At 74.2% G+C, this 23,064-nt stretch carries 18 protein-coding genes; 11 read left to right on the forward strand and 7 right to left on the reverse strand.

What is annotated here, in order from left to right:
- Positions 1-89: 89 nt before the first annotated feature.
- The 3 genes from FRCN3DRAFT_RS0219550 to FRCN3DRAFT_RS0219560 are packed head-to-tail and all read left to right on the forward strand — an operon-like array spanning position 90 to position 2,889.
- On the forward strand, positions 90-929 hold the full coding sequence (locus FRCN3DRAFT_RS0219550) for an ABC transporter permease (RefSeq protein WP_007517171.1): 840 nt from the start codon (positions 90-92) through the stop codon (positions 927-929).
- 3 nt (positions 930-932) lie between these two features.
- The gene (locus tag FRCN3DRAFT_RS0219555; protein WP_007517170.1) at positions 933-1,817 is read left to right on the forward strand and encodes an ABC transporter permease; all 885 of its coding nucleotides are present in this window, start codon (positions 933-935) and stop codon (positions 1,815-1,817) included.
- A 7-nt stretch (positions 1,818-1,824) separates the two neighbouring features.
- Positions 1,825-2,889: an ABC transporter ATP-binding protein gene (locus FRCN3DRAFT_RS0219560; RefSeq protein WP_007517169.1), complete on the forward strand. Its 1,065-nt coding sequence runs from the start codon at positions 1,825-1,827 to the stop codon at positions 2,887-2,889.
- 31 nt (positions 2,890-2,920) lie between these two features.
- On the opposite strand, the gene FRCN3DRAFT_RS0219565 is transcribed toward FRCN3DRAFT_RS0219560, so the two are convergent.
- The 4 genes from FRCN3DRAFT_RS0219565 to FRCN3DRAFT_RS0219580 are packed head-to-tail and all read right to left on the reverse strand — an operon-like array spanning position 2,921 to position 6,496.
- Entirely contained in the window at positions 2,921-3,637 is a 717-nt protein-coding gene (locus tag FRCN3DRAFT_RS0219565) for a hypothetical protein (protein WP_007517167.1), read from the reverse strand.
- A 26-nt stretch (positions 3,638-3,663) separates the two neighbouring features.
- Complete coding sequence (locus FRCN3DRAFT_RS0219570; RefSeq protein WP_007517166.1) at positions 3,664-5,244, reverse strand: multicopper oxidase family protein; 1,581 nt, start codon at positions 5,242-5,244, stop codon at positions 3,664-3,666.
- A complete protein-coding gene (locus FRCN3DRAFT_RS0219575) occupies positions 5,241-5,753 on the reverse strand; it encodes a hypothetical protein (RefSeq protein ID WP_007517164.1) in 513 nt (170 codons plus the stop codon). The genes FRCN3DRAFT_RS0219570 and FRCN3DRAFT_RS0219575 overlap by 4 nt, the downstream gene beginning before the upstream one ends.
- Positions 5,750-6,496 carry a hypothetical protein gene (locus FRCN3DRAFT_RS0219580; protein ID WP_007517162.1) on the reverse strand — a complete coding sequence of 249 codons (747 nt, stop codon included), beginning with the start codon at positions 6,494-6,496 and terminating at the stop codon, positions 5,750-5,752. Before FRCN3DRAFT_RS0219580 ends, FRCN3DRAFT_RS0219575 begins: the two co-directional genes overlap by 4 nt.
- Positions 6,497-6,964: 468 nt before the next feature.
- Here FRCN3DRAFT_RS0219580 and FRCN3DRAFT_RS0219585 point away from each other — a divergent pair, with 468 nt between their 5' ends.
- The 3 genes from FRCN3DRAFT_RS0219585 to FRCN3DRAFT_RS56330 all read left to right on the forward strand — a co-directional run bounded on the left by FRCN3DRAFT_RS0219585 (position 6,965) and on the right by FRCN3DRAFT_RS56330 (position 10,163).
- Positions 6,965-9,151, forward strand: coding sequence for a sensor histidine kinase (locus FRCN3DRAFT_RS0219585; protein WP_007517160.1), 2,187 nt, complete (start codon positions 6,965-6,967; stop codon positions 9,149-9,151).
- 91 nt (positions 9,152-9,242) lie between these two features.
- Entirely contained in the window at positions 9,243-9,887 is a 645-nt protein-coding gene (locus FRCN3DRAFT_RS0219590; RefSeq protein ID WP_007517158.1) for a LuxR C-terminal-related transcriptional regulator, read from the forward strand.
- Between the two features lie 168 nt (positions 9,888-10,055).
- Positions 10,056-10,163 carry a WD40 repeat domain-containing protein gene (locus tag FRCN3DRAFT_RS56330; protein WP_269799860.1) on the forward strand — a complete coding sequence of 36 codons (108 nt, stop codon included), beginning with the start codon at positions 10,056-10,058 and terminating at the stop codon, positions 10,161-10,163.
- A 53-nt stretch (positions 10,164-10,216) separates the two neighbouring features.
- Here FRCN3DRAFT_RS56330 and FRCN3DRAFT_RS0219600 read toward each other — a convergent pair whose 3' ends face one another.
- Positions 10,217-12,052, reverse strand: coding sequence for a CehA/McbA family metallohydrolase (locus tag FRCN3DRAFT_RS0219600; protein ID WP_007517155.1), 1,836 nt, complete (start codon positions 12,050-12,052; stop codon positions 10,217-10,219).
- 271 nt (positions 12,053-12,323) lie between these two features.
- Here FRCN3DRAFT_RS0219600 and FRCN3DRAFT_RS0219605 point away from each other — a divergent pair, with 271 nt between their 5' ends.
- Positions 12,324-13,127, forward strand: coding sequence for a polysaccharide deacetylase family protein (locus FRCN3DRAFT_RS0219605; protein ID WP_007517154.1), 804 nt, complete (start codon positions 12,324-12,326; stop codon positions 13,125-13,127).
- A gap of 28 nt (positions 13,128-13,155) precedes the next feature.
- Here FRCN3DRAFT_RS0219605 and FRCN3DRAFT_RS0219610 read toward each other — a convergent pair whose 3' ends face one another.
- Both FRCN3DRAFT_RS0219610 and FRCN3DRAFT_RS0219615 read right to left on the reverse strand, forming a co-directional pair.
- Entirely contained in the window at positions 13,156-14,355 is a 1,200-nt protein-coding gene (locus FRCN3DRAFT_RS0219610; RefSeq protein ID WP_007517153.1) for a thiolase family protein, read from the reverse strand.
- 52 nt (positions 14,356-14,407) lie between these two features.
- A complete protein-coding gene (locus FRCN3DRAFT_RS0219615) occupies positions 14,408-14,803 on the reverse strand; it encodes a Zn-ribbon domain-containing OB-fold protein (RefSeq protein WP_007517152.1) in 396 nt (131 codons plus the stop codon).
- A gap of 645 nt (positions 14,804-15,448) precedes the next feature.
- Here FRCN3DRAFT_RS0219615 and FRCN3DRAFT_RS45305 point away from each other — a divergent pair.
- The 4 genes from FRCN3DRAFT_RS45305 to FRCN3DRAFT_RS0219640 are packed head-to-tail and all read left to right on the forward strand — an operon-like array spanning position 15,449 to position 22,984.
- Positions 15,449-17,374 carry an alkyl/aryl-sulfatase gene (locus FRCN3DRAFT_RS45305; RefSeq protein ID WP_007517150.1) on the forward strand — a complete coding sequence of 642 codons (1,926 nt, stop codon included), beginning with the start codon at positions 15,449-15,451 and terminating at the stop codon, positions 17,372-17,374.
- Positions 17,353-20,772, forward strand: a complete 3,420-nt coding sequence (gene mbhE, locus FRCN3DRAFT_RS0219630; RefSeq protein WP_063630168.1) for a hydrogen gas-evolving membrane-bound hydrogenase subunit E — start codon at positions 17,353-17,355, stop codon at positions 20,770-20,772. Before FRCN3DRAFT_RS45305 ends, mbhE begins: the two co-directional genes overlap by 22 nt.
- The gene (locus FRCN3DRAFT_RS51635) at positions 20,769-21,368 is read left to right on the forward strand and encodes a sodium:proton antiporter (RefSeq protein ID WP_232794085.1); all 600 of its coding nucleotides are present in this window, start codon (positions 20,769-20,771) and stop codon (positions 21,366-21,368) included. The genes mbhE and FRCN3DRAFT_RS51635 overlap by 4 nt, the downstream gene beginning before the upstream one ends.
- The gene (locus FRCN3DRAFT_RS0219640; RefSeq protein WP_007513784.1) at positions 21,365-22,984 is read left to right on the forward strand and encodes a Na+/H+ antiporter subunit D; all 1,620 of its coding nucleotides are present in this window, start codon (positions 21,365-21,367) and stop codon (positions 22,982-22,984) included. Before FRCN3DRAFT_RS51635 ends, FRCN3DRAFT_RS0219640 begins: the two co-directional genes overlap by 4 nt.
- The last annotated feature ends 80 nt before the right edge of the window (positions 22,985-23,064 follow it).

Genomic DNA, 23,064 nt, shown 5'->3' on the forward strand with positions numbered 1-23,064 from the left:
TCTAGGGTCATGTCGCGACCTTTCGGCGCGCTGGCCTTGGGGGACCTTGCGACGCGGGAAGGGCCGGGGACGGGGGAGGTGGCCGGCTCGTGACCGTCCTCGCCGCGGCGCGCCCGTCGGGCATTCAGGCCGAGCTGCGCACCTGGGCGGCGGTCGCGGCGGCGAGCGCCCGAACCAATGTCGCCCACCGGGCGACGGTCGCCGCGTCCGTGCTGTCGAACGTGACGCTGACCGTGCTGCGCGGGTACCTGGCGCTCGCGGTGTGGGAGGCCCGGCCGGGCCTCGCGGGTTACGACACGCAGCGGGCGGTCACGTTCGTCGTGCTCGGGCAGGCGCTGATGACGACGTTCGCCGCGTTCGGCGGCATGATCGACGTGCCCTGGCGGGTGGAGAGCGGCGCGATCGTCCTCGACGTGGCGCGGCCGTTCGGGTTCCTGCGCTGGTGGCTGGCGCGGGAGATCGGGCGGGCGGCGGTGTTCCTGGTCAGCCGCGCCCTGCCGGCCGGGGCCGTGGGGCTCGCGCTGTTCGGCGCCGTTCCGCCCGCGTCGAGGGCAGCTGCGGCGGGGTTCGCCTTAAGCCTGGTGTTCGCCCTGCTGATCAGCTTCGGGATTCGTTATCTGGTCGGGCTCTCCGCGTTCTGGGTCATCGACGCACGCGGGACGCTCGCGATCTCGGCGCTGACGATGACGTTCTTCTCCGGCGCCGTCCTGCCGTTGACGATCTTTCCCGGGGTCTTCGGCGAGGTCGCGAGGGCGCTGCCGTTCGGCGCGATCGTTCAGGTCCCGATGGACATCTACCTGCGCCCGGCCGGCGGCACCGGGATAGGTCAGGCGCTCGCGTTCCAGGCGGCATGGGCGCTGGTCCTGCTGGTCGCGAGCGACCTGGTCTCCAGGCTGGCGCTACGCCACGTCGTCACCCAGGGCGGCTGACCGATGGTCACCAGGGCGGCCGGGTCGGCGGTCGAGGCGGAGCCGACGGGCCCGGCGGCGCGGATCCGGGCCGTCCGTGGCCTGCTGTGGGCGGAGGCGGCGGCCTACGTGCTGCTCGTGCGGGTCGCGTTCCGTGAGGCGGCGCAGTACCGGGCGTCGCTCGCGCTGCGATCGCTCACCGAAGCCGCGGGGACCGTGCTCGACCTCGTCGCGATCGGCATCGTGTTCGCCCACCTGCCGGCGCTGGAGGGGTTCTCACTGGCCGAGGTGGCCTTCCTCTACGGCACGTCCGCGCTCGCGTTCGCGCTGGCCGAGGCGTTCCTCGGCCCGGTCGACCGGATCGGCTGGCACATCAACGACGGCCGGTTCGACGTCGTGCTGATCCGTCCCGTGAGCGTGCTCGTGCAGGCGGCGACGATGGCGTTCTCGCCACAGCGGGTCGCCCGGGTCGCCCAGCCGATGGTGATCGTCGTCGTCAGTTGTCTCGCGCTGCACGTCCACTGGACCGCGGACCGGGTGCTGCTGGTGCCGGCGATGGTCCTGTGCGGCGCGGTCCTCGCCGCGAGCGCGTTCGTCGCGACCGCCGCGGTCCTGTTCGTCGCCCCGGACGCGACGGTCGCCGTCGTGGCGAGCACGCAGGGCTCGGCACTGGCCGCGCGCTACCCGATGACGGTCTACGGCCACCACCTGGCGCTGTTGCTCACCGTCGTGCTGCCCATCGGGTTCGTGAGCTGGCTGCCGGCGCTGCACGTCCTGTCCCGGCCCGACCCGCTTGGCCTGCCGACGGCGCTGCGCTTCGCCTCGCCGCTGGTCGCGGCCGCCGCGGCCGGCCTGGCGGCGCTCGCCTGGCGGGCCGGCGTGCGGCGCTACCGAAGCACGGGGAGCTGACCGACCCATGACCGACCTGATAGCCGGCCCCGACGAGGCCGGCAGCGGCGACGCTGGCGGCGGGGCCGGTCGCACCCAGCAGCCCGTCGTCATCGAGGTGACCGGGGCGACGAAGACGTTCGTCCAGCGCCGCCGGATCGCCGGGCAGCGGCTGCGGCGCGAACGGGTGGACGTCCACGCGGTGCGGGACGTGTCGTTCACCGTCCGGGCCGGGGAGATCATCGGCTATCTCGGCCCGAATGGCGCCGGGAAGAGCACGACGATCAAGATGCTGATCGGCGTGCTCACCCCGACGGGCGGGCGGCTGCGGGTCGCCGGGCTCGACCCGGCCCGCCAGCGGATCGCGCTCGCCCGCCGGATCGGCGTCGTGTTCGGGCAGCGCTCGACGCTGTGGTGGGACCTGCCGCTGCGTGACAGCTTCGAGCTGGTCCGCCACCTCTACCGGGTGCCGCCCGGCCAGTTCCGCGCGAACCTCGCCCGGTTCGTCGAGATGCTCGACCTCGGCCCGTTCCTGGACACCCCGGTGCGCCAGCTCTCCCTCGGCCAGCGGATGCGCGGCGACCTGACCGCCGCGTTCCTGCACGACCCGGCGATCGTCTACCTCGACGAACCCACCATCGGCCTCGACGTCGTCTCCAAGGCGGCCGTGCGCGCCTTCCTCGCCGAGAAGAACCGCGAACAGGCCACCACGATCATGCTGACGACGCACGACACCGCCGACATCGAACAGCTCTGCCAACGCGTCCTGGTGATCGACCACGGCCGCCTCGGCTTCGACGGCGACCTCGCCACCCTGCGCGACCGCCTCGGCGGCGAACGCACCCTCATCGTCGACCTGGCCACCCCACTGCCCCCACTCAGCGTCACCACCCCCGGCGCCCGGGTAATCCGCGTCGACGGCCCCCGGCAGTGGCTCGCCTTCCCCGCCAAGGCCAGCGCCGCCCCCCTCGTCGCCGAGGTCGCCGCCCGCTACCCCCTCGTCGACCTCGCGATCCGCGAACCCCCCATCGAGGACGTCATCACCCGCCTCTACACAACCGGAGCCACAGCGCCGGAAACCGCGGCGAGCTGACGGCTCGGCGTCGTGGACGGGAGGACCGCGCCTACGGTGCCGTGGGACGGGTGACCGGGACAGGCTGGCCGCCGCCGCGGCGTAGCAGCAGCACACAGGTGATGAGCATCCAGAGCCACGTCGCGAGGTACGGCGGGTTCCACAGCACGTCGGACGACCAGGCGAAGCGGGCCAGCACCAGGAGGGCTCCGCTGACGACGCCGAGCCAGCCCAGCCAACGCGGGAAGACACCGGCCGCGAGTGAGGCAAGCCCCGAGGCCAGGGCGAAGCCGCCCAGGGCGAGGCGGGCGTTGGCGAAGCCGAAGGCAGTCACGTCCCAGGCGTAGGCCGCCAGCGGAGGGTCGATCACGCCGCCGCGGTGGGCGCCCGCCTCGACGCTGGTGTTGACCAGGCCGAAGGCGACGAAGAGCACCCCCGACATCAGCGCCACCGTCGAGCACCACGGCGGCTCGGGCTCGGCGCGGCGCAGGATCTGGCTCAGCCCGACGGCGAACCACAGGAACACCAGCAGGCTCACGGCGAAGAGGGCGGACGCCGCCTGCAGCCAGGCGCCGTCGGCCTCGCGGAGGTAGCGGGCGGCCTGCGCGACAGTGGCCACCGTCGGTGGTTCCCCGTCGCCGATGACGATGACCGAGCCGAAGATCAGCACGATCGCGGCCAGGCCGACCGCGCCGGTGACGCGCTCCAGACGAGGCCACGTGCGGTCGGGAGCGGACAGACGGTCGGGAGCGGACAGGTCGGTCGTCATCTCGGTCCTCCTCGGGTGGACGTCGGCTAGCGGGTGCGGAAGGCGGCCATCATGGCCATGTCCTCGTGTTCGAGGTTGTGACAGTGCAGGAGGTACCGGCCGGGATAGTCGGTGAAGCGCACGAGCACCTCGACGGTCTCGCTGGGCGAGACGTCCACGGTGTCCTTCCAGCCGAGGTCGTGCGGGCCGGGCGCGCCGCCGCGCCGCGACAGCACCTGGAACGGGTTCAGGTGCGTGTGCACGGGGTGGTGCAGGTCGCTGGTGAACCGCCAGATCTCGACGTCACCGAGGGCGACGTCGGCGTCGATGCGGGCGGGGTCGAAGGGCTGGTCGTTGATCAGCCAGCCAGGGTGCTCGCCGGTGGGTGCTCGGCGGAAGCGCCAGTCGCGGGTCCGTACGGCCTGGCTGCGCCGGAGGGGCTCGAGGTGGCTGAGGCGCGGCGGCACGTGGCTGTCGTCGCTGGCACGTCCCGTGACGCGGAACAGCATGATCTGCGCGGTGGATCCGGCTCCCAGCGCGTTGTCCAGCGTGACGGCGGTGCCGGGCGGGAAGGCGGCGAAGTCGACGACCACGTCGGCGCGTTCGCCCGGGGCCAGCACGATGGTTGCCTGTTCGACGGGGTGGTCGAGCAGTCCGCCGTCCGATCCGATCTGGACGAACGGCGTCCGCGCCGGATCGAGGCGGAGCTGGTAGCGGCGGGCGTTGGACGCGTTGAGCAGCCGGAGGCGGTAGTGGGTGGCCGTCACCTCCAGTACCGGCCAGGGTGCGCCGTTGACCAGGATGACGTCGCCGAGCACACCCTCCATGTAGGTGTCGGTCACGCCGCCGGTGATGTGGAGCATCCAGTCGAGCGACGGGTAGAGGAACGAGCCGTCGGCGTCGAAGGCGCGATCAGTGATCATCAGCGGGATGTCGCGGTCACCCCGGGGCAGCGGCAGGGCTGCCTCTTCGTCGTCGGTGACCAGGTGGAAGCCGGCCAGGCCGCGGTAGACCTGCGGACCGGTGAAGTCCATGCGGTGGTCGTGGTACCAGAGCGTCGCGGCCCGCTGCCGCATCGGATAGGTGTAGTCGCGCCGGCCGGCCGCGACGGCGCCGCCGTCCATGGGCATCGTGGCGCCGCCGTCCATGGGCACGGCGGCCCCGCCGTCCATGGCATGTGTGTGCTCGGACCAGCCGGCCGCGGGCAGGATGAGGTCGGTGGGGTAGCCGTCGCTGTCGGCCGGGGTGTGCCCGCCGTGCAGATGGACGGCGACCGGGACGGCGAGTTCGTTGTGGTGGGTGACCACGGTGGTCCGGTTGCCGCGGCTGACGATGGTGGGGCCCGGGAAGATGCCGTCGTAGCCGAAGATCCGGGTGCGCAGCCCCGGCAGCAGCTCGACGTCGGCCTCGCGCTGCGCGATCTCGTAGAAGTCGGTGGTCGCGTCGGTCCGGACCGGCCGGGCCACCGGCGGCACCGGCAGCGGGACGGTGTAGGGCTCGGGCAGCCTGGCGCGGCTGTGCAGCAGCTCGCCGGTCTGGCCACGAGGGCTGGACAGGGCGAGGCCGCCGAAGCTGGCCACGCCGAGCGCGGACAGCCCGAGCGCGCCGAGCACGTGCCGCCGGTTCACCGGGCACGCTTCCGGCGAGCCCGGCGCGGCCGCGGGGTGGCGGCGTCGGCGCGGAACAGCCACACGGTGGTCAGGATCTGGCCCACGACGAGGGACACGCCCAGCGGCAGGTGGACCACGAGCAGCCGTTCGTAGCCCATCCCGACCTGAACCTCGACCAGCAGCGCGATGGCAAGGCTGGCCCAGATCGGCCAGGCCCGCCCCCGGCCCTTCCAGACGAAGGCGATCGCGCAGACCAGCTGGATCACGTCGAGCCCGGTGACCACGATCGCGTTCGCGTCGTGCAGGGCCAGCGCGTCGACGTCACCCTCCAGGTACTCCCCGGCGAGGACCGGCTGGCCGAGGAACGCGAGCGCATGCAGCACCGCGACGACGCGTAGCACGAGGAGCGTCACGCGGGGGCCGGCCTGTGCCAGCGGGCGCGGGCCGGCGGCCTGCTCCGGGATGGTCTCCCCGGACCCGCTCCCGGGGAGACCATGCGCGTCCGCCACGTCCGACACGTGGGTCACGGCAGGCGGACCTCGCGGTCTGGCCCGTGCACCGCGGTGGCCGGCGCCGCGGGAGCCGGGTCGGTGTAGGTGGCGGCGCAGAGCACGAGCAGGCCCAGGCTCCACACCCCGGCGCCGGCCGCGAGGAGGTCGGGCGAGGGGCTCATGGCCAGCAACGCCACCGACCCGACAGCCGCGGCGAGCGGGGTGCGCCGACGCCAACCTGTCCAACGTCCGGCCCGTGACGAGGCCACCGTGAGCAGGATGTATCCGGTCACCGAGAGCAGCGTCGCCAACACGAACATCATGATCACGACAAGGGCGCCGGTGTCGGAGACTCGGTCGCCGCGGACCGCGATCGAGGCGAGCTCGGCGGCGGTGAACAGCCCGAGCGCGCCGAGCGCGAGGCCCCCGCCGACCCGCGCGGCCCGGCCCGAGCCGGCGGCGCCGCTGCGGGCGAACCCCAGCACGCCGACGAGCACCAGCGCATGCAGCAGCGCGTTGACGAGGGCGGCCGCGACGAACGCCCCACTCGAGAACGGGTAGCTGTAGATCTTGGTCGACACGTCTGTCCCCGGCAGGACGACCGCCAGCACCACGACCTCGTCGACCACGGTGGCCGCTGCGCCGACGACACCCACCGCCGCCATCCGCCGCACCGACGCGCCGCGCGGGCCGCGCGGGCCGCGCGGGCCGCTCGTGGATCCGCCGGACGACGCCGCCCGGCCGCCGTTCGTCGTACTTACGTCATTCGCCGTCGCCATCTCGTCCTCCCAAGTGGACGTGGTTCGGAATTGGTCAGACGCGGCTTTCCAGGAACCTTTCGCTTCTCACCTTGATCAGCCAAGGTCGCCGCGGGTCCGAGCCGACGACGGAAAAGGTTTCAGTGGTGACGCTCGCGTTCTGGGAGGTGAAGCTACGGCGGCGGTGATCGCCCAACATCGGGGCAGGCACCGCATTTCCGTGCGCTCCCACCCGCAGCGGCACTAAGTACCAGTACGCAGCCGGGGCGAGTACCAACACCGTTGGCGGCGCCCGGTGGCTCTGGGACGATGGCGCGATGGCGGGTGCCGGACACTCCCATCCGAACGGGGCGTCTCGGCTCGGCCGGCCGTCGTCGCGATCGGGGCCGGCAGGCGCCAGCGGCCCGAGCGCGCCGGCCGGCCGCACGCGGGGCGGGTGAGCGTCGCCGCGCGGATCCAGCGCGGCGAGCGTGCCGGGAAGGGGGCAGGGTGCGGACGTCGCCGTTCCGCGGCCGGCTGCTCCCGGCGGTCCTGCTCGGGCTGACGGTCGCCGCCGAGGTCGCCGCCGTCGTGCTGTCGTCGTCGCTCGAGCCGCGCTACGACACGGTGCTCAACGCCATGTCCAACGTGACCTTCGCCGTCGCCGGGGCGCTGGTCGCCGTCCGTCACCCGCGCCATCCGATCGGCTGGCTGCTGTGCGCCTGCGGCGCCCAGAGCGCGCTGACGGAGCTCGCCCAGGGCTATGGGCTACGGGCGGCGGCGCTCGGCTGGCCGGGCGGCCCCGCGGCCGAATGGTTCAACGCGACGACGAGCTGGACGCTCGGCAGCCTGATCCTGACCTCGATCTTCCTGCTCTTCCCCGACGGCCGCCTGCCCGGCCGGCACTGGCGGTGGGCGCTGTGGGCCAACGGCCTCGGCGGCGCCCTCGCCGTGCCGGGATGGGGTTTCAGCCACCTGTCCGACGCCGGTTTCGTCTCCGGGCACAACCCCCTGGCCACGGACGCGATCCCGACGAACGTCGTCTTCGCCGCCAGCGCCGCCCTGGTCATCGGCGGGCTGGTCGCCTCCGTCGCGGCGCTCGGAGTGCGGCTGCGCGCCGCGCGTGGCGCCCTCCGGCAGCAGCTCAAGTGGTTCACCTACGCCGCCGCGGTCGCCGGGGTGTTGCTGCCAGCGTCCCTGGTGCTGTGGAACGCCTGGCCCGGGGCGCGCGTCCTGTCGGCCGTGGCGGTGACCGTGCTCCCGATCGGCGCCTGCGTCGCGATCCTGCGCTACCGGCTCTACGACATCGACGTCGTCATCAACCGCACCCTCGTCTACGGCACGATCACCGTCCTGCTGGCGGCGGCGTTCGCGGCGACCGTCCTCGCCCTCGGCACGGTGCTCGGCCGTGGCTCCCCGGTGGCGACGGCGGGCGCCACGCTGGTCATCGTGGTCGCGTTCCGGCCGCTACGCGCCCGGGTGCAGGCCGGCGTCGACCGTCGGTTCAACCGCGCCCGCTACGACGCGCTGCGCCGGATGGCCGACTTCCTCGACGCGCTGCGCGCCGACCGCGCGGCCCCCGAGCAGATCGGCGACGTGCTGCGCGGCCTGCTCGACGATCCGGGCCTGGACCTGCTGTTCTTTCAGACGGAGAGCGCGGCATACGTGGACGCCGACGGCGAGCCGGTCGCGGACGTCGCCGCGGCCGCGGCCGGCCGGGCGCGGCTGCCGATCAGCCGCCGTGACGAGCCAGTCGCGTTGGTGCTGCACCGCCCGCGGCCCGACCCCCTGCCCCGGGACGTCGTCCAGGCCGGCGGGCTGGCGATCGAGATCGCCCGGCTGCGGGTCGAGCTGCGCCGCCAGCTCGCCGAGGTGCGCGGCTCCCGGGCGCGGATCGTCGCCGCGGCCAACGAGGAACGCCGCCGGATCGAGCGGGATTTGCACGACGGGGCGCAACAACGGCTCGTCTCGATCGGCCTGGCGCTGCGGCACGCGCAGCACCAGCTCGGCGGCACCGCCGGGCCGGAGCGGGCGAGCCGCACTCTCGACGACGCGGTCACGCAGCTGGGCAGCGCCATCGACGAGCTGCGCGAGCTCGCCCGCGGCCTGCCCCCGGCGCAACTCGGCGGCGGCCTCACCCCCGCCTTCACCGAACTCGCCCGCCAGTCCCCCGTCCCGGTCACGGTGCGCGTGAACCTGGTGCCCTCCGCCGCGGAGACGTCCACGCCCACCGCGATGCCGCCGACATCGGTGGCGTCGGCGGCCACCGCGACGATCACGGCTCCCGCCGCCGCGCCGTCGGCCGGGGCCGCGATGGCCGCGGCCGACGGTGACGCGACGGGTCGGACAGCGGGCGCCGGGCCTGCCGGCGCGGTCCGCGGAGACGGACCGAAGGGCGCGGGCGTCGGGCGACTGGACCGCCGAGTCGAGGTCGCCGCCTACTTCGTCGGAAGCGAGGGGGTCACGAACGCCGTGAAGCACGCGCAGGCCCGCCGGATCGAGCTGAGCGCCGAGGTCCGCGACGGCCGGCTCGTCGTCGCCGTGGCGGACGACGGGGTCGGCGGCGCCACGCCGGCAGGCGGGACGGGGCTGCGCGGGCTCGCCGAGCGGGTCGCCGCCCTGGGCGGGACTCTGCGGATCGCGAGCGGCCCGGGCGCCGGCACCGTGCTCACGGCGGAGCTGCCGTGCGGCTCGTGAGCCGTGCCGCGCAGCCGGCCGCGGCGGCTGGGCGCGAGGGCTCCCATCACCTCGGGCGGCACCAGGCGAACGCGGGAGGGGTGGCCTGCGCATGCGGGTGGTGATCGCCGAGGACCAGGTGCTGCTGCGCGAAGGGCTCGGCCGACTGTTCGAGGACGCCGAGCACGAGATCGTCGCCTCCGTCGGCGACGCGGATCGGCTGCTCGCCGCCGTCGACCAGCACCGTCCCGACCTCGCCGTCGTCGACGTCCGCATGCCGCCGACGTTCACCGACGAGGGCACGGTCGCGGCCGGCGAGATCAAGCGACGCCACCCCGCGGTCGGGGTGCTCGTGCTCTCACAGCACGTCGAGACCACGCACGCCGTCCAGCTCGTCCCCCTCGGCGGGTTCGGCTACCTGCTCAAGGACCGGGTCCTGGACGTGAGCGAGTTCCTCGCCGCGGCCGAACGGGTCGCCCGCGGCGGCTCGGCGCTGGACCCGAAGGTGGTCGCAAGCCTGCTCGCCTCCCAGCGGACCGACGACCCGCTCGCCGGGCTCACCGAGCGGGAACGTGAGGTCCTGCGGCTGATGGCCGAGGGAATGACGAACGTCGGCATCGCGCGCCGGCTCGTGCTGTCCGAGCGAACCGTCGAGGCGCACGTCCGCCACGTCCTGATCAAGCTCGACGTCCCCGATCACGCTGACGCCCACCGCCGGGTCCTGGCCGTCCTCACCCACCTCTCCCTGTCCGCGTGAACGGCTGGCCGACGGGCACCACGCCCCCGCGCTGATCGTCGCCACCGGCGGCTGCCGCAACCCCTCCGCACCGAACTCGCGTTCACGGGCTCCGCCAGCGGCGGCAACGGCGGCACGGTCCAGCTGTGGAACGTCGCCGAGCCGGACCACCCGCTGCCCGGCAGGACGCTGCGATGCGACACCACGAGGGTGTACGCGGTGGCGTTCTTCCCGGACGGGAAGACCCTGGCCACCGGCGGCGGCGACGCGACGGTCCGGCTGTGGGCGATGCCCTGACCCGATCGATCTCCGTTCCCCGGTCCCGGCGCTCGATGCCGGCCGCGCCGCGGTCAGCCGGCGGTGACGCGGCGCGGGCCGGGGCGGGCCGGCGGGGGCGCGGTCATCGGGCGCAGGCTCGCGGGTGGGTCGCCTACGGTGAGCCAGATCGGGTTCGTCAGGCATTCCATGTCGCCCTCGGTGGCGAGCGGCAGGCCCTCATGGGTGTGGCCGCCGCCCCGGACCTCGACGCGGACGTAGCCACCGCCCGGCGGGATCGGGATCGTCGCCTCGATGGTCTGGTCGTCGGACGTGACCGCCGTGGTGGACAGCGTCCCGGCCTGGGTGATGACCGTCGCGCGCATGCCGCCGGCGCGGCGGACGCGGACCTGTACGCCGACGGGGTCACCGCTGGCGCCGAAGACCTCGCCGCCGACGATCGCCCGCTGGCGCTCGCGGCTCGCCGTCAGGTAGCACTCGACGCCGTCGGGGCGGCGGGTGACGAAGCTGCGCCCGGCGCGCAGCGCGGCGATGACCGCCTTCGTCTCCAGCGCGTCGGCGTAGACGACGGTCGTCGGGGTGCCGGCCCTGAAGCCCTGCTTGGCGCCGCTCTCGACGCCGTGCAGGTCGCTGCCGCCGTTCGCGCAGACCCGCCAGCCCTTGCGCAGCATCCCGTCCCAGGCCTGCACGGACTGCTCGTCGTCCGGTCCGTACGACCCGGTCCACAGCTCGTACCCGACCGGTCGCCCGGCCGGGCGTTCCATCTCGGCACCGAACTGCCACTTCAGCCCCGGGAACGACGGGTGCGCCGCCGCGACGTAGGCACCCAGGTCACGGGCCGTCGCCAGGAACTTGTCGATACGAGCGCCGTTCTCCGGCAGAGGCGTGCCTTCCGGCGTCTGGCGGAAGTCCAGCCAGTCACCGACGTCGATCCCCGACACGGTCGCGTGGCCGAAGCTCCAGTTCGTCATCTCCTCTCCGGGCATCAGCAGGACGTCGGAGCCGGCGTCGCGGGCGAGGAAGAGGTTCTGGGAGACGACGTTGTGGTCGGTCATCGCGACGAAGTCGAGGCCGAGCTGGCGACAGGTGTTCGCCCACGCGGCCGGGGTGAGCGCCGTCTTCTGGTTCCAGGCGTCCGACGACTCGGGGGTGTGGCAGTGCAGGTCGCCGCGGTACCAGCCGGGCCGGGCCAGCACGGTACCGACCGTCGCGCCTGGAGTGAACGGCTTCGCCGGGGCCGGGCCGCCGGAGAGGGTGACCGTCACGGTGACCTGCGACGGCGCCTGGACGGCGAAGACCGGGACGATCACGGTCCAGCGGCCCGGCTCGACCGGCCCGGGCAGGAAGCTCTGCGAGGCGCTGTCGGCGGCGACGAAGAACGACGACCGCTCCTCGCCGTAGATGCCGCGGAACCCGGGCGAGCCGTAGGCCGGGCCGCGGTGGTCGAACAGGCCGATGCCGAGCTTCGCCGTGGGGTCGGCCTTGGCCATGGACACCTGGACGCGGTTGACCCCGGGGCCGACGTCGAACGGAAGGTAGACGTACTCCCCCCGGCTGGCGACCGTGCCCGTGAGGACGACCGTCCTGGTCGGCGGGAAGCTGGTGACGGTCGCCCGCGGCGTGGGACCGCCGGCGCCTGCGTCGTCCGAGCAGGCCGCGAGCCCGAACGCCGACGCACCACCGGCGAGCAGCGCCCCACCGCCGAGCCCGGCGACCGTCAGCACCCGCCGCCGGCTCGGCCCGGCCGGCGCCACCGGGCGCGCCGCGAGCGGACCGCCGGTATGCGGGCGGTCGGCGTCCGGGCGGTCGGCGTCGGGGTACCGCTCGGCGACGTACCTACGCTCGTCGGCCTTGACCGCTTCCGGGGCCAGGTCCTGGCAGGGCGAGTCGATGCCGTGATGCCCGCACATGGCATCGCAGTCTGCTCCACATCGGCCGCCGGGTCAGGCCCGCTCGGGCGGTTTGCGCGTCGCGTGGGCCGCCGTCCGCGACCCGTCCCCCTCCCGGCCACGCCCGCGCCACCCGCGTACGGCGCCCGGGCCGCCCGGGCCATACCGGAACAAGGGTGACGCCCGGGTCGTCGGCCTTGCGGCGGCGGCCCACCTGAGCGAGACAATCGTCGGGCCGAGAGCACACGTCCTGGGCGGGAGGTCGAGCCCGTCCTCGCGGCGAGGGGGGATCGTGCTCGTGAAAGGCGGTACGGAACCGGTCCGCGGCGAGCTGGCGCGGCGGACGCGCGGCGCCGCCGGGGCGGCGGTGCTGGGCGTCGCCGTGGTGGGTTACGGGTGTCCCGCGGTCACGTCCTGGCCGGCCCTGCGGGCGCGGCTGACGCCCAGGCTCGCCGGTCTCGGCCGCCGGGACCATGTGGCCCTGACGTTCGACGACGGGCCGGACCCCGCCTCGACGCCGCAGTTCCTGGAGGTCCTGGCCGCGGCGGGTGCCCGGGCGACGTTCTTCCTGCTCGGCTCGATGCTCGCCCGCTCGCCGTCGCTGGGCCGGGAGCTGACCGCCGCCGGTCACGAGGTGGCCGTGCACGGCTGGCTGCACCGCTACACCCTGCTGCGCACCCCGTCGGCGCTCTACGACGACCTCGCCCGGACCAGGGATCTCATCGAGAACGTCACCGAGCGCCAGCCGGTCTTCTTCCGGCCGCCGTACGGGGTGCTCAGCACGGGCGCGCTCGCCGCGGCACGACGGCTGGGGCTGCGGCCCGTGCTGTGGACCGCGTGGGGCCGGGACTGGAGCCCCGGGGCGACCCCGGAGTCGGTGCTGGCCACCATCCGCGGGGGCCTGGCGGGCGGCGGCACCGTGCTGCTGCACGACTCCGACTGCACGTCCGCCCCCCAGGCCTGGCGCTCGGCGCTGGGGGCACTGCCCGGCCTGCTCGGCGAGTGCGCCGGGCGCGGACTGCTCGTCGGACCGCTCAACGAGCACTTCGGGCCCGGGCCGACACCCGCCGAGCCGAGGACGCTGGCCGCGGCCTGAGGGCGGCTCCGGCCGGCGGACGGTCCGATCAGGCGGCGGCGCGCTCCAGGATGTGGACGCCGCAGGCGTTGCCGAGGCCGATGACGTGCGCGAGCCCGACCTTCGCGTTCGGGAGCTGGCGGTCGCCGGCCTCGCCGCGCAGGTGGGTGGCGACCTCCCAGACGTTGGCGATGCCGGTCGCCGCGATCGGGTGGCCCTTCGACTCCAGGCCGCCGGAGACGTTGACCGGGGTCTTGCCGTCACGCCAGGTGGCGCCGGAGTTGAAGAAGTCGACCGCGCCGCCCTCCGGGCACAACATCAGATTGTCGTAGTGCACCAGCTCGGCGGTGGCGAAGCAGTCGTGCAGCTCCACCAGGTCGAGGTCCTCGGGGCCGATGCCGGCCTTCTCGTAGGCCTGCGTCGCGGCCTGCCGGGTCAGCGTGTTCACGTTCGGCAGCACCTGGCAGGCCTCCTCCCACGGGTCGGTGGTGAGGACGGAGGCGGAGACCTTCACGGCGCGGCGCTGCTGCTCCAGGGAGAGCGTCTTCAGCTTGGCGTCGGACACCAGGACGGCGGCCGCCGCGCCGTCGCAGTTCGCGGAGCACATCGGCCGGGTGTTCGGGTAGGCGATCATGACGTCATTCATGATCTGGTCGAGGGTGAACCGCTTCGAGTAGGCGGCCAGCGGGTTCAGCGTCGAGTGGGCGTGGTTCTTCTCGGAGATCTTGGCGAACAGCTCGAAGCTGGTGCCGCCGTACTTGTGCCCGTACTCGAGCCCGATCTGGGCGAACACCCCGGGCATCGTCTCGGTGCCGATCCGGCCGTCGATCGGGCCGACGGCGCCGAACCGGCCGCTGGGCGTCCAGTCCTTCGCGTCGCCGCCGCGGCTGCCGCCGGCGAGCAGGCCCGCGCCCGCGAGCTTCTCCACGCCGACGGCCAGGCCGAAGTCGGCGTCGCCGGCGCGGATCGCCATGTGGCAGACGCGCAGCGCGGTGGCGCCGGTCGCGCAGGCGTTCGACACGTTGTAGACCGGGATGCCGGTCTGGCCGACCTGCTTCTGCAGCATCTGCCCGGAGGCCCGGCCCATGAGGCTGCCGAAGGCCAGCAGGCCCATCTCGCGCATGGTGACGCCAGCGTCGGCGAGCGCGCCCATGGTCGCCTCGGCCGCGAGGTCGATGACGTCCTTGGTGGGGTGCTTGCCGAACTTGGTCATGGTGATGCCGAGGATCCAGACGTCGTCGCTGGCCATGTCCGCCGCTCCGCTTCTTCGTGGTGTGTGGAAGGTCTGTGGGGAGCGCCGGTCAGCGCTGGGGCTCGAAGCCGAAGTTGACGGCCTCGGTGCCGGACTCGTCGGCGCCGACCGGCTGCAGCGCGAGGCGCACCTTCATGCCGACGTGCACGGCCTCGGGGGTCGGGGCGACGTTGATCAGGTTGGCGCGGACGCTGGTCCCGGCGCAGTCGACCGTCGCGGAGACGAACGGCACCGGGATGCCGGGCGCGGCCAGCGAGACGATCGTGAACGCCCGCACCTCGCCCTCGGTGGCGACGTCGGCCTTGCGGAACTCGGTGGCGAAGCAGCTCGCGCAGGCGTTGCGCCGGTCGAAGAACCGCGCCCCGCAGGCGACGCACTCGTTCGCGACCAGGTGCGGGTTGTCGCCGAGAACCAGGTAATCGACGAAGGGGATCGACTGCGGCACGGTCGGTGCTCCTAGGCGGTACGGCCCCGACGGGGCGGACAGCGAGCCGGCCCCGGGCGGGGCGAGCGGCGAGACGACGAACGGACGGTCGGACGAACGGTCGGTCGGACGGTCGGTGACGCGGGCGCGGGGCCGGGGCGTCGTGACCGGTGCCGGCCTCGCGCGGCGGCGCGACCGACCCCCGCCCGCAGAGGACGACCGAGAAACCTGGTTCTAATCCCGGCATACCACCCATCCCCGTCCCCAGCAACCACTAGGGCCGGGCGCGCGACGCCCACACCGTCGTTCCACCGAGGGGGCCGGCCTGGGCCACGGGAGGGACTCACGGCGTTCGCCGCGTCACCAGGGCCCCTCACGGCTGCGCGCCACCACCAACGTCACATCAAAGTTCATATATCGAACTCAGTGGCGAGACAAGCGAACCGAACCGCGGCCGGGAAGACCTCCACCGCGGCCATCACCCCGCGAACGCCACCCCTGGACGCGGGCGGCATGATCGGCAACATCGCCACCGCCCCCGTCCCGCGGTGGTGGCCCGCCTACCCCGCACCACCCGGCCCCGCACGCCACCAATCAGACCGACGGTAAGCGATCTGCCACGAAGGGTAAATGTTCGAAAGCTGGGTGCCGTCAGGAGGAGAGGCGATGATGGTCGGAGTCGACGAACGGCCGAGAGTGTCCGCACCGACCCGGGCGGCGAACGAGGCGACGGCCCGGGCGCTGCCCTTCGGCGACGAGGCCGACTTCGCCGACGCCCGGCGCGGGCTGATCGAGGAGGTCCCCGACCTGGTCATCAGGGACCCGTCGGGCTTCACCTCCTGGGACTCCCGGCCGTACGGGTTCCTCCGCGACGGCGCCGCCACCCCGGAGACCGTCAACCCGAGCCTGTGGCGCTACGCCCGCCTGATGGCCACCACGGGGCTGTTCGAGGTGACCAAGGGGATCTACCAGGTCCGCGGGATGGACATCTCGATCATCACGTTCATCGAGGGCGGCACCGGCGTGATCGTCGTCGACCCGCTGGTGACCGTCGGCGCGGCCCGCGCCGCCCTGGCGCTCTACCGTCGCCACCGCGGCGACCGGCCGGTCGTCGCCGTCATCCACAGCCACAGCCACGCGGACCACTACGGCGGCGTCGTGGGTGTCGTCGACCCGGCCGACGTGGCGGCGGGCCGGGTGGCGATCATCGCCCCGGAGGGGTTCCTGGAGCACGCCGTCACCGAGAACGTGTTCGCCGGGACGGCGATGAGCCGCCGCGCGATCAACATGTACGGCGCGCTGCTGCCCAAGGGGCCGGCGGGCCAGGTCTCCGCGGGGCAGGGGCTGACGAACTCCCTCGGCCCGCCGACCCTGATCCCGCCGACCCGCACCATCCGGGCGACCGGCGAGCGGGCCGAGCTCGACGGCGTGCGGCTGGTGTTCCAGCTGGTGCCGGACACCGAGGCTCCGGCCGAGATGAACATGTACCTGCCGGACCGCCGGGCGCTGTTCGTCGCCGAGACGGCGAACGCGACCATGCACCAGCTCTACACGCTGCGGGGCGCCCAGGTGCGCGACGCCCGGGCCTGGGCGCGCTACCTGCGCGAGACCGCAACGATGTTCGCCGCCGACTCGGACGTCCTGTTCTCGACGCACTCCTGGCCGCGCTGGGGCACCGACGCCCTCACCGAATACCTGACCGACCAGGCGGACGTCTACCAGTACCTGCACGACCAGACGCTGCGGCTGGCGAACGCCGGCTACACGATGCTCGAGTGCGCGGAGATGATCGAGCTGCCGCCGCGGCTCGCCGCCAAGTGGTACAACCGCGGCTACTACGGCTCGGTCAGCCACAACGTGAAGGCCGTCTGGCAGCGCTATCTCGGCTGGTTCGACGGCAACCCGGCGAACCTGCACCCGCTGCCCCCTGAGCCTGCGGGGCGGCACTACACCGAGATGATGGGCGGGCCGGACGCCGTCGTCGCGAAGGCACAGCAGTACTTCGACCGCGGCGACTACCGGTGGGTGCTCCAGGTACTCAACCACGTCGTGTTCGGCCATCCCGGCCACCACCCGGCCCGCGAGCTCGCCGCCCGGGCCTGCGACCAGCTCGCGTACCAGACCGAGAACGCGCCGTGGCGGAACTTCTACCTCGCCGGGGCCACCGAGCTGCGCGGCGGCATTCCCCCCGGCCTGCCCGCCACCAGCACGGCGAGCGCCGACACGGCGCGGGCCATGCCGGTCGACACGCTGCTCGACTACGCCGGTACCCGTCTGGACGGCCCACGCGCCTCCGAGGAGGACCCGTTCACCGTCGACCTCGAGGTGGACGGCGTGGCGGCCGGCCGCCGGCGCCTCGAGGTGCGCAACGGCGTGCTGCGCCACCGCGCGCTCGGCGACCAGGAGCCGGCCGGCGGGAGCGTGCTGCGGCTCGCCCGGCCGGACCTCGCCACGCTGCTGTCCGGCGAGGCCGCGCTCGCCGACCTGTGCGGCGACGGGCGGGCCGTCGTCCAGGGCGATTCCGGGCCGCCGGAACGGCTGTTCGGACTTCTGGTCGGCAGCTCGTTCTGGTGGGCGATAGCCACGCCCTGACGCACCAGCCGGCGCGGCCGTCGTGGCCGGCGCTGGCGAGCCCGGACGGCGCCGCGGTCCCGAGCCAGCCGGCAGGTGACGCGTCGCTGTCCGGCCGCCGCGAAACGCCCGACGCGGGCCATTACCCGAGCGTGGTCGCGCCGGGGCGTGAGGATGACCACCTGACGGCGCGGGCGGGACCGCGGAACGCAGGGACGGGTGGGCGGATGGCGGGCGGCGACGGGCGCGGCGGGCGTTGCCGCCGCGCCGCGAGCCCGCCGCCGTACGCCGGCGGGCCGCCGCCGATGCCCGTCGCCGTCGCCGCGCACCTGGGGGTCGCGGCGCTGCTGCCGTTCCTCGCCCGCCGGCTGGGTGCCCGGATATACCTGCTCGCCGCCGTCGTGCCGGCCGCCGTCTTCTGCTGGCTGCTGATCGCGCGGCTCGGCGACGTGACGTCCGGCGGGCGGCCGGCGACGGTCCTGCGCTGGGCGCCGGGGCTGCGCCTGGAGATGGCGTTCCGGCTGGACCCGCTCGCGCTGCTGATGGCGCTGCTCGTGACCGGCGTCGGCGCGCTCGTCCTGTGCTACGCCCGCTGGTACCACGCGCACGACGCCGCCGGGTTCGGCCGGTCGGCGAGCGCGCTGCTCGCCTTCGCCGGCTCGATGCTCGGCCTGGTGATCGCCGACGACCTGCTCACGCTGTACGTCTTCTGGGAGCTGACGACCGTCTTCTCGTTCGTCCTGATCGGCGGGGACGGGGTGGCGCCGGCGGCGCGGCGCGCGGCGGTGCAGGCGCTGCTGGTCACGACCCTCGGCGGGCTGGCGATGCTGTTCGGCTTCGTCCTGCTCGGCGAGGCGGCGGGGACGTACCGGATCTCGGGCATCCTCGCCGATGCGCCGCCGGCCGGCGGGCTCGCGGCCGCGGCGGCGCCGCTGATCCTGCTCGGGGCGGCGACGAAGTCGGCGCAGGCGCCGTTCCACCCGTGGCTGCCAGCCGCGATGGTCGCGCCGACGCCGGTGAGCGCCTACCTGCACGCGGCCGCGATGGTGAAGGCCGGCGTGTTCCTCGTCGCGACCCTCACGCCCGCCTTCGCCGCCGCCGGCGGGTACACGCGGGTCTGGACGGTTCCGGCGGCGGCGCTCGGCGCCGTGACCATGCTGATCGGCGGGCTGCGGGCGCTGGCGGCGACCGACCTCAAACGGCTGCTCGCGTTCGGGACCGTCAGCCAGCTCGGGATGCTCACCACGCTCGTCGGCCTCGGCGGGCGGACCGTGGCGCTCGCCGGCGCGACGCTGATCCTCGCGCACGCGCTGTTCAAGGCGGCGCTGTTCATGGTCGTCGGCGTCGTCGACCACCGGGCCGGCGGGCGTGACCTGCGGACGCTGTCCGGCGTCGGCAGGCAGGCGCCGGTGCTGCTGACGGCGGCGGTGCTGGCCGGGGCGTCGATGGCGGCGCTCCCGCCGACGGTGGGTTTCCTCGGCAAGGAGGCGGCGCTCGAGGGGCTCTGGCACGGCCGGGGCGCCGGCCAGGCGGTGCTGCTCGCGGTCATGGTCGTCGGCGCCTCGCTCACGATGGGCTACACGATCCGCTTCCTGTGGGGGGCGTTCGCGACCAAGCGGGACGTGGCACCGAGCGGTTGGCGACCGGCGAGCCCGGCGTTCACCGGCCCCGTCGTCGTGCTCGCCGCCGCCGGGCTCGGCCTCGGCCTCGCGGCGCCCGCCGTGGACGCGTTCGTCGCCGGCTACGCGGACACCGTGGCACCGGACGACGGGACCGCTGCCTATCACCTGGCGCTGTGGCATGGAGTGGGCGCGGCCCTGCTGCTGACCGCGCTCGCCGTCGCGGCCGGTGTAGCCATCGTCATCGCCGAGGCACGGCTGGCGGCGGCCAGGACCAGATCGGTGGCGCCCGAGCACCAGCATCCGGCGGAGGCGGGGGGGTCGGCGTCGCCGGCCACGGCCCCCTGGAAGCAGGCAAGGCGAGCGAAGGGCCTGTTCGACGCGCAGCGGGGCTACGAATGGACGGTCACGGCCGTCGGGCGACTCGCGCTCGCGGTCACGGCGCGCACGCAGGTCGGGTCGCTGCCGATGTACCTGGCCACGGTCCTGATGGTGGCGCTGCTCGTGCCGGGGGCGGCGCTGGTGCGCGGTCTCGTGTGGCCGACGGGCCTGCCGCGCTGGGACTATCCCATCCAGCCGGCGCTGGCCGTCGTCGTGCTCGCCTCGGCCGCGACCGTGGTGCGCGCCCGGCGGCGGCTGACGACGGCGGTGCTCCTCGGTGGCGTCGGGTACGGGTGCGGCGCGCTGTTCCTCGTCGAGGGCGCGCCCGACCTGGCGCTCGCCCAGTTCCTCGTCGAGTCGCTGTCGCTGATCGCGTTCGTCTTCGTGCTGCGCCGCATGCCGGACCGGTTCGCCACCATGGCCAGGACGGGGGTGCCGCGCTGGCCACGGCTCCTGATCGCGGTGGCGGTCGGCCTGTTCGTCGGCGCCTTCGCGATCACTGTCGCCGACGTGCACCCCCAGTGGGGCCTCGCGAGCCAGGAGTACGTCGCCCGGTCGCCGTCGCAGACCGGGGCGACGAACGTCGTCAACGCGATCATCGTCGACTTCCGCGCGCTCGACACGCTGGGCGAGAGCACGGTGCTGGCGGTCGCCGCGCTCGGCGTCGCCGGTCTGCTGCTGGCCCGCGCCCCCGGCGTCCGCTCCCCGCGTGGGGGCGTCCGAGAACCGGCTGGCCCGGCCGGGGGCGGGTTGGAGGCCGCCGGCCCAGGCACGAGTGGACCGGCCGACGACGGACCCGACGAACGGTGGCTGGACGGCGCGGGCGAGCTCGGCTGGGTCTACCAGCCGGGCGGCGGCCGCACGTCGACCCGGTCGGTCCTCATGGAGGTGACGGCCAGGGCGGTGTTCCCCGTCGTGCTGGTCTTCTCGGTCTACCTGCTGTTCGCCGGGCACTCCAGGACCGGCGGCGGTTTCGCCGGCGGCCTGGTCGCAGGCCTCGCCTTCGTGCTGCGCTACGTCGCCGGCAGCCGCGACCGGGTCGGCGCGGCGGTGCCGGTCCAGCCCTCCCTGGTGATCGGCGCGGGCCTCGCCGTCGCCACCTGCGTGGCGCTCGCGCCGGTGCCGTTCGGCGGTGCCGTGCTGCGAAGCTACGTCGCCGAGGCGCACCTGCCGGTCCTCGGGCACGTGGAGCTGGCGACGAGCCTGTTCTTCGATGTCGGCGTCTACCTGGTCGTCGTGGGCGTGGTGCTCGAGCTGCTGCGCACGCTGGGCATCGGGATCGAGAAGGAGAGCGGGTCCGCTCCCGGCCCGGCCGCCGGGGACCTGAGCGTCGGGTCCGACCCCGCCCGCCGCCCGCGGCCGGGCCGCTCGCCGGGAGCTCCACCCGACGCCGCGCCGGGCCCGGGCGAGGCACGGTGACGCTGGCAGCAGCAGCCGCGGCGGCCGCGGTGACCGGGCCGGCGGGCCACGGCGTGCTGAACCTGACGTCGGTGGCCGTCGTCTCCGGCCTCTACATGGCCGGGACGTTCCTGCTGCTGCAGCGCGGGCTGTTGCGCGTGCTCGTCGGCATCGTGCTGCTCGGCCACGCGACCAATCTGCTCCTGCTGCTGGTCGGCGGGAAGAGCGGCCGACCCGCCATGTCCGGCTCGGTGCCGCCCGACCAGATGTCCGACCCACTGCCGCAGGCCATGGCGCTCACGTCGATCGTCATCACGTTCGCGCTGACGACGTTCCTGCTGACGCTCGCCTACCGGGCCTGGACCCTGCTCGGCAACACCGAGGTCCGCGACGACGTCGAGGACCACCGGATCACCGCACTGGAGGAGCGCCTGGAGGCCCAGTTCGCGTACCACTTCCCGCATCTCTCCCTGCCGCACCCGCACGCCCCGCGCCATCGCCACCCCGATGACGACCACCGACGAACGGGCCGCCCGGACGGCTCGGACGGTTCCGAGTCGGACGGTCCGGGCGGAGAGCCGCCGGGCGGAGAGCCGCCGGGCGGGGAGCGGCGGTGACGGCGCCGGAGGTGCTGGTCGTGCTACCGGTGGTCGGGCCGCTGCTCGCCGCGGGCGGAACGCTGCTGCTGCGCTTTCGCCTCCGGGCGCAGCGGATGCTGGCGCTCGCCGTCGTCGCGGCGGTCGCGGCCGACGCGGCCGTGCTGCTCGCCGCCGCCGACACCACCGGCCCGACGGTCGCGCACCTGGGCGACTGGCCGGCGCAGATCGGGATCACCCTGGTCGCCGACCGGCTCGCGGCCCTGCTCCTGCTCACCTCGGCGGTGGTGACGCTGGCGGTGCTCGGCTACGCCGTCGGCCAGGGCGTCGTCGACGAGCGGGCGGAGGGCAACAGCACGATCTTCAACGCCTGTTACCTGACGCTGGTCGCCGGCGTGGCGCTCGCCTACCTGACCGCCGACCTGTTCAACCTGTTCGTCGCGTTCGAGGTCATGCTCGTCTCGTCCTACGTCCTGATCACGCTGGACACGACCGCGGAACGGGTCCAGGCGGGCATGACGTACGTGATCGTCAGCCTGACCTCCTCGCTGCTGTTCCTGACCACGCTGGCGCTGGTGTACGCGTCGACGGGAACGGTCAGCTTCGCGGGGCTGGCCGCGACGGTGTCGGGTCTGCCGGCGGCGCTGCGGGCGGCACTCGGCCTCCTGGTCCTGGTCGTGTTCGCCATCAAGGCGGCGGTGGTGCCGCTGCACTTCTGGCTGCCGGACAGCTACCCGACCGCGCCGGCGCCGATCACCGCCGTGCTCGCCGCGCTGCTGACCAAGGTGGGCGTCTACGCGATCGTGCGCACCCACACCCTGGTGTTCCCGCACAGCGGGACCTGGCCGCTGCTGCTGGCGGCCGCGGTCGCCACGCTGCTGGTGGGCGCGCTCGGGGCGCTGGCCCAGGAGAACCTGAACCGGGTGCTGTCGTTCCTGCTGGTCAGCCACATCGGGTTCATGCTGTTCGGGCTGTCGCTGTTCACCGTCATCGGCCTGTCCGGCGTGATCCTCTACATGGTCCATCACATCGTCGTGCAGGCCACGCTGTTCCTCGCGAGCGGGCTGATCACCCGGTACGCCGGCACGTCGATGCCGAGGCGCACCGGCGGCCTGGCCGCCGTCGTACCGGTCGTCGCGGCGCTGTTCGCCATCCCGGCACTGAGCCTGTCCGGCGTGCCACCGCTGTCCGGCTTCATCGCCAAGCTCGCGCTCCTGCAGGCCGGCTCCCGGGCGGGCGCCGCGTCGGGCCCAGGAGCCGGCGCGTTCCGGACCGGGGTGTACGTGGCAGTCGCCGCGATGCTCGTCACCAGCCTGCTGACGCTCTACGTGATGGCGCGGGTCTGGGTGAGCGCGTTCTGGCGACGCCCCCGGCCGGCGCACCCCGACCCGGATCCCGGCGACCTCCTCGTCGTCGGCACCGAGACGGTCAGCCGCCCGATGATCGCCGCCACCGCCGGCCTGGTCGCCGCGGGCCTGGTGATCCCCGTACTCGCCGGGCCCCTGTCCGGCCTGACCGCCCGCGCCGCCGCCGACCTGCTCACCCCGGCGGTCTACGAGCAGGCCGTGCTCGGTGGCAACCAGGGCCGGGAGCCCGACGGGCACGGCACGGCCAGCGGACGGGTCGGCGGCCGGTGAGCGCCGGCCCGCCCGTGGCCAGGTCCACCGGGCCGAGCCCCCGCCCACGCCCGTCGCGGCGGCGGCCGGGGGCCGCGGTC

This window comes from Pseudofrankia saprophytica (genome assembly GCF_000235425.2).
In the GTDB taxonomy this organism is placed as follows: domain Bacteria; phylum Actinomycetota; class Actinomycetes; order Frankiales; family Frankiaceae; genus Pseudofrankia; species Pseudofrankia saprophytica.

Bases quoted from the DNA above. Each gene is read 5' to 3' on its own strand.
- FRCN3DRAFT_RS45305 (WP_007517150.1), top strand. From the start codon at position 15,449: ATGATGGTCGGAGTCGACGAACGGCCGAGAGTGTCCGCACCGACCCGG.
- FRCN3DRAFT_RS0219580 (WP_007517162.1), bottom strand. From the start codon at position 6,496: ATGGCGACGGCGAATGACGTAAGTACGACGAACGGCGGCCGGGCGGCG.
- FRCN3DRAFT_RS0219610 (WP_007517153.1), bottom strand. From the start codon at position 14,355: ATGGCCAGCGACGACGTCTGGATCCTCGGCATCACCATGACCAAGTTC.
- FRCN3DRAFT_RS0219560 (WP_007517169.1), top strand. From the start codon at position 1,825: ATGACCGACCTGATAGCCGGCCCCGACGAGGCCGGCAGCGGCGACGCT.
- FRCN3DRAFT_RS0219590 (WP_007517158.1), top strand. From the start codon at position 9,243: ATGCGGGTGGTGATCGCCGAGGACCAGGTGCTGCTGCGCGAAGGGCTC.
- FRCN3DRAFT_RS0219565 (WP_007517167.1), bottom strand. From the start codon at position 3,637: ATGACGACCGACCTGTCCGCTCCCGACCGTCTGTCCGCTCCCGACCGC.
- FRCN3DRAFT_RS0219600 (WP_007517155.1), bottom strand. From the start codon at position 12,052: ATGTGCGGGCATCACGGCATCGACTCGCCCTGCCAGGACCTGGCCCCG.
- FRCN3DRAFT_RS0219555 (WP_007517170.1), top strand. From the start codon at position 933: ATGGTCACCAGGGCGGCCGGGTCGGCGGTCGAGGCGGAGCCGACGGGC.